Source organism: Psychroserpens mesophilus (assembly GCF_050617655.1).
GTDB classification, from domain to species: domain Bacteria; phylum Bacteroidota; class Bacteroidia; order Flavobacteriales; family Flavobacteriaceae; genus Psychroserpens; species Psychroserpens mesophilus_A.
In genome coordinates this window covers 1-261 of the sequence record NZ_JBODQC010000245.1, presented here as the reverse complement: position 1 = coordinate 261, position 261 = coordinate 1, and the positions used below count along the sequence as shown (strand labels likewise).

Genomic DNA, 261 nt, shown 5'->3' with positions numbered 1-261 from the left:
AATAAAAAGTATCACGATTTACCTGAGTTTTTTAAAAAGCATAACGTTCATGTGGTAAGCTCAATGCCACATTGGACACGCGGCAAAACAGACAAGCAAAGAGGTGATGGTGTGTTTGACAAATCTATACAAGCATTACAAGAACTCAATGCAGTTGGTTACGGCATGCCCGAAAGTTCTTTAAAGCTAGATTTGGTTTACAATCCTTCAGGTGCATTTTTACCAAGCGACCAAGCTTCAATGGAAAAAGACTTCAAAAAA

1 pseudogene is annotated in these 261 nt (G+C 37.9%); it reads left to right on the top strand.

The window, feature by feature from the left end:
* Positions 1-261: pseudogene (locus ACRHNM_RS17135) on the top strand (arsenosugar biosynthesis radical SAM (seleno)protein ArsS); the annotation flags it as partial.